This is a genomic window from Pseudonocardia ailaonensis (assembly GCF_039531635.1).
GTDB classification, from domain to species: Bacteria; Actinomycetota; Actinomycetes; order Mycobacteriales; family Pseudonocardiaceae; genus Pseudonocardia; species Pseudonocardia ailaonensis.
This window is the reverse complement of sequence record NZ_BAAAQK010000002.1, coordinates 126,063-130,560: the sequence shown is the minus strand read 5'-3', so window position 1 is coordinate 130,560 and position 4,498 is coordinate 126,063. Positions and strand designations below refer to the sequence as shown.

Sequence of the window (4,498 nt, the reverse complement as noted above, 5' to 3'; positions counted from 1 at the left end):
ACCGCGGCGGCTCCGCCACCCAGGCACCGCGGCGGCGCCGCCACCCAGGAGGAACGCGGGACCCGCCCGACGCGTCAGTCGGGCGGGTTGAGCAGGTTGCCCCGCACCGACTGCAGGTGTTCCCGCATCGTCGTGCGAGCGAGGTTCGGGTCCCGGTCCGCGATGGCGGCGACGATCGCCGCGTGCTGGTGCTCGTAGTCCGTCCGGCGCTCCGGCGTGGCCGAGCGCAGCTTGCTCTTGCCCCACACCGGCAGGTCACGGGCGGCGTTCATGGTGTCGAACATGCTCAGCAGCAGGCCGTTGTGCACGGATGCGGCGATCGCCCGGTGGAACGACGAGTCCCAGGCCTCGAAGTCGAGATAGGACTCGCAGGCGTTGCCGCGCTGCATGCAGTGCTCGATCTGCTCGAGGTCGGACTGGGTGGCGCTGCGGGCGGCGTGGGCGGCGATCTCCGGCTCGATCATCAGCCGCGTGTCCATGATCTCGGCCGGGCTCGTCAGGAGAGCCGTCGCCGCGCCCGCGGGGCGCGCGTCGGCCAGGAACGTCCCCCGCCCCACGTGCCGGGTGACGACGCCCTCGCGCTCCAGTACGCCGAGCGCCCGGCGCACCGCGCTGCGCGGGATCGCCATCGACTCGGACAGGGCCCGCTCCGTCGGCAGCCTCGAACCGGCGCGGAGCTCACCGGACTGCTGGCCGCTGAGCAGCAGCTCACGGACCTGTTCGACGACCGGTACAGCGGACATCCGACGCTCCTGTGTCAGCTCGAGTCGACCAATGTGAACCAATGTAGCAGCGATGTGCGGTTGCCCCTGGCCGCGACCGCAGGCATACTCGAAACCAATCCGGGCCAGAACCCGCATTGGTGCGGGATTGGTTAGCATTGAGGGGCCGCTGGACCCGGGCCGACGAGGGGACGACGATGACGAGGCAGCAGGCTTCCGGGACGAGCGCCGACGCTCCACCCCTGCCCGCGCACTCGCCGGAGCAGGCGGTCCGGATGCGCCGGGTCGCACTCGCGAGCACGGTGGGCACCGTCGTGGAGTTCTACGACTTCTTCATCTTCAGCACCGCCGCGGTGCTCGTGTTCCAGAAGGTCTTCTACGCGCAGCTGGGCGGCGCCGCCGCGACCGCCTCCGCCCTCGCGACGATCGGCGTCGCCTTCGTCGCGCGGCCCTTCGGTGCGATCCTGTTCGGCCACTTCGGCGACCGGGTCGGCCGCAAGAAGACGCTGGTCACGTCGATGCTGCTGATGGGGGTGGCCACGGTCTGCGTCGGCCTGGCACCCACGGCGGCGACGCTCGGGGTGGCGGCGCCGCTGCTGCTCGTCGCGTTGCGCATCGCCCAGGGCCTGGCGGTCGGCGGCGAGTGGGCGGGGGCCCTGCTGATGGCCACCGAGTACGCCCCGCCGGGCAAGCGCGGCACGTTCGCGATGTTCCCGCAGCTCGGGCCGTCGCTCGGGCTGGCGCTGTCCACCGCGACCTTCCTGGTCACGTCGCTGGTGATGGACGACGCGTCCTTCCTGAGCTGGGGCTGGCGGATCCCGTTCCTGCTCAGCGCGGTCCTGGTCGGGGTCGGCCTGTGGGTCCGGCTGTCCCTGGAGGAGACGCCCGTCTTCCGCACGCAGGCCCGCCGCAGCCGCGCGCCCTTCCTCGACCTGGTCCGCACCCAGCCGCGCGAGCTGGCCCTCGCCTCGGGCGCGACGGTGGGCGTCCTCGCCTTCTTCGGGACCAGCGCGACCATGCTGCTGAACTACGGCAGCAACAACCTCGGCCTGCCCCGCACGCCGGTTCTCCTCGCCGCGATCGCCGGCGGCGTGTGCTTCGCGGTCTTCACGATCCTCGGCGGGCTCTGGTCCGACCGGGTCGGCCGGCGGCCCCTGCTCCTCGGGAGCCACGTGCTCGCCGTGGCCTCGGGGCTGGTCCTGTTCCCGATCCTGGACCTCGCCACCGTCCCGGCGTTCACGATCGGGCTGCTGCTGGCGTTCGCCGTGACCGGGCTCGGGTACGCCCCGCTCGGCGCGCAGCTCGCCGAGGTCTTCGCCACGCGCTACCGCTACACCGGGTCCGGGCTGGCCTACAACATCGGCGGCGTCGTCGGTGCGGCGTCCGCGCCGCTCATCGGCGCGGTCCTGCTCGAGCACTGGGGCAGCCTCGCCGTCGGCGGGATGCTCGCGGTCTACGCCGCCGTCGCCCTCCTCTGCCTGCGACGGCTCGGCGAGACCGGGAACCGGTCCCTCCACACCTCCTGATCCCCGAGATCCCCCACCGGAAAGGACACCCCATGTCGACCACGACCGACCGGCTCGACCACTTCGGGCTCTTCATCGACGGCAAGTCCGTCGACTCCGTGACCGGCCGGACGTTCGAGACCCTCGACCCCTACACCGGGCAGCCGTGGGCCACCGTCGCCGACGGTTCCCCGGAGGACGTCGGCCTCGCCGTCGCCGCCGCCCGCCGCGCGTTCCAGGGCGAGTGGGGACGCATGTCGGGCTTCCGGCGGGCCGCGATCCTGCGGCGGGTCGGCGACCGGATCGGGGCCGAGGCCGAACGCCTGGCCCGGCTCGAGGTGCACGACAACGGGAAGCTCCTGCGCGAGATGCGCGGGCAGATGGAGGCGCTGCCGCAGTACTACCACTACTTCGCCGGCCTGGCCGACAAGATCGAGGGCCGCACCGTCCCCCAGGTCGATCCGGAGCGGTACTTCGGCTACACCCGGCGCGAGCCGCTCGGGGTGGTCGGGGCCATCACCCCGTGGAACTCCCCGTTGCTGCTGCTGACCTTCAAGCTCGCCCCGCTGCTCGCCGCGGGCAACACCTGCGTCGTCAAGCCGTCCGAGCACGCCCCCGCCTCGACGCTCGCGTTCGCCGAGATCCTGCACGACGCCGGCCTGCCGCCGGGCGTGGTCAACGCGGTGTCGGGCTGGGACCGCTCCACCGGGGAGGCCCTGGCCGCCCACACCGGCATCGACAAGGTGGCGTTCACCGGCTCCACCGCCACCGGGATCAAGGTCGCGCACGCGGCGACCGAGAACCTCAACCGGGCCACCCTGGAGCTCGGCGGCAAGAGCGCCCAGCTGGTCTTCGCCGACGCCGATCTCGAGGCCGCCGCGAACGGCCTGGTCTCGGGTGTCTTCGCGGCGACCGGGCAGACCTGCATGGCGGGGTCGCGGCTCATCGTCCACGAGTCCGTCCACGACGAGCTCGTCGAGCGGGTCGCCGACCGCGCCCGCCGGATCGTCCTGGGTGACCCGACCGACCCGGCCACCGAGATGGGCCCCCTCGCCAACCGGCCGCAGTACGAGAAGGTGCTGGGGTACCTGCGCGGCGCCGAGGCCGAGGGCGCCCGGTTCGCGTGCGGCGGCCGCCCGGCCGAGGACGTCGGCGGGCTCTTCGTGCAGCCCACCGTGGTGACGCAGGTCGGGCCGGAGTCGACGATCGTGCGCGAGGAGGTGTTCGGGCCGGTGCTGTCGGTGTACACCTTCGCCACCGAGGAGGAGGCGGTGCGGCTCGCCAACGACACCCGCTACGGCCTCGCCGGCGCCGTCTGGACCAAGGACGTGCACCGGGCCCACCGGGTCGCGGCCGGGGTCCGCGCCGGCACCGTGTGGATCAACGACTACCGCGTCGTCGGGCCCGGGATGCCGTTCGGCGGGTTCAACGACAGCGGGCTGGGCCGGGAGAACGGCATCGACGCGATCGACGAGTACACCGAGAACAAGTCCGTGTTCGTGGAGCTCACCGGCCGGGTCCGGGACCCCTTCCGGATGGGCTGACCAGCACCTCGGGAAAACCGACCGATGGAGGTCGCAGTGTCGCGTCGCGAGCAGGAGCCCACCCGTCCCCTGCTCGCGACGCGCGACCTCGAGGAGGCCCACCACTACGTCACGGACGTCTACGTGCCCCACGAGCTGGTGACGCGGGACGGGCACGCCCTGGACTTCACGCTGCGGCACCTGGCCCTGGACAAGGTGACCATCGGGCACCTGGCCTACGGCGCGGACGCCGAGCTGGTCGTGCCGCCGATGGGCGACTGCTACCACATGAACCTGGCCGTCGCGGGGCGGACGATGGTGGCGCAGCACGGCCACCGGGCGGCCGCCGAGGCCGGGCGCTCCGGCATCCTGTTCGCCCCCGACGCCCCGTTGCGCGTGCGGTGGAGCCCCGACGCCGTCCAGTACGCCGTCAAGCTGCCCCGCCGACCCCTGGAACGGCACCTGGCCAGGATGCTGAACCGGCCGGTCGAGCGGCCGATCCGCTTCGCCCTCGGCTTCGACGCGCGGACGCCGCTCGCCAGGTCGCTCTTCGCCTGTGTGGAGTACCTGCGCGTCGAGCTGGCCCGCCCCGGCGGGCTCGCCGAGTTCGCACCCGTGCGGGAACAGGCCCAGTCGATGCTGCTCACCCAGCTGCTCCTGGCCGTCCCCCACAACCACAGCGAGCTGCTGCACGCGCCCGCGCCGGCCGCCGCGGACGACGTGGTGCGGCGGGCGACGGACCTCGTCG

At 72.9% G+C, this 4,498-nt stretch carries 4 protein-coding genes; 3 read left to right on the top strand and 1 reads right to left on the bottom strand.

What is annotated here, in order from left to right; translation table 11 throughout:
* Positions 1-74 precede the first annotated feature (74 nt).
* Entirely contained in the window at positions 75-743 is a 669-nt protein-coding gene (locus ABD324_RS02790) for a FadR/GntR family transcriptional regulator (protein ID WP_344411961.1), read from the bottom strand.
* 176 nt (positions 744-919) lie between these two features.
* Here ABD324_RS02790 and ABD324_RS02785 point away from each other — a divergent pair, with 176 nt between their 5' ends.
* The 3 genes from ABD324_RS02785 to ABD324_RS02775 all read left to right on the top strand — a co-directional run.
* Positions 920-2,248 carry an MFS transporter gene (locus ABD324_RS02785; RefSeq protein WP_344411959.1) on the top strand — a complete coding sequence of 443 codons (1,329 nt, stop codon included), beginning with the start codon at positions 920-922 and terminating at the stop codon, positions 2,246-2,248.
* 32 nt (positions 2,249-2,280) lie between these two features.
* Positions 2,281-3,771, top strand: a complete 1,491-nt coding sequence (locus ABD324_RS02780; RefSeq protein ID WP_344411957.1) for an aldehyde dehydrogenase — start codon at positions 2,281-2,283, stop codon at positions 3,769-3,771.
* A 36-nt stretch (positions 3,772-3,807) separates the two neighbouring features.
* Positions 3,808-4,498, top strand: a 691-nt coding sequence (locus ABD324_RS02775) for a cupin domain-containing protein (protein WP_425565713.1), incomplete at its 3' end; no start/stop codon positions are given.

Coding starts and splice junctions, on each gene's coding strand:
- ABD324_RS02790 (WP_344411961.1), bottom strand. CDS start 743: ATGTCCGCTGTACCGGTCGTCGAACAGGTCCGTGAGCTGCTGCTCAGC.
- ABD324_RS02785 (WP_344411959.1), top strand. CDS start 920: ATGACGAGGCAGCAGGCTTCCGGGACGAGCGCCGACGCTCCACCCCTG.
- ABD324_RS02780 (WP_344411957.1), top strand. CDS start 2,281: ATGTCGACCACGACCGACCGGCTCGACCACTTCGGGCTCTTCATCGAC.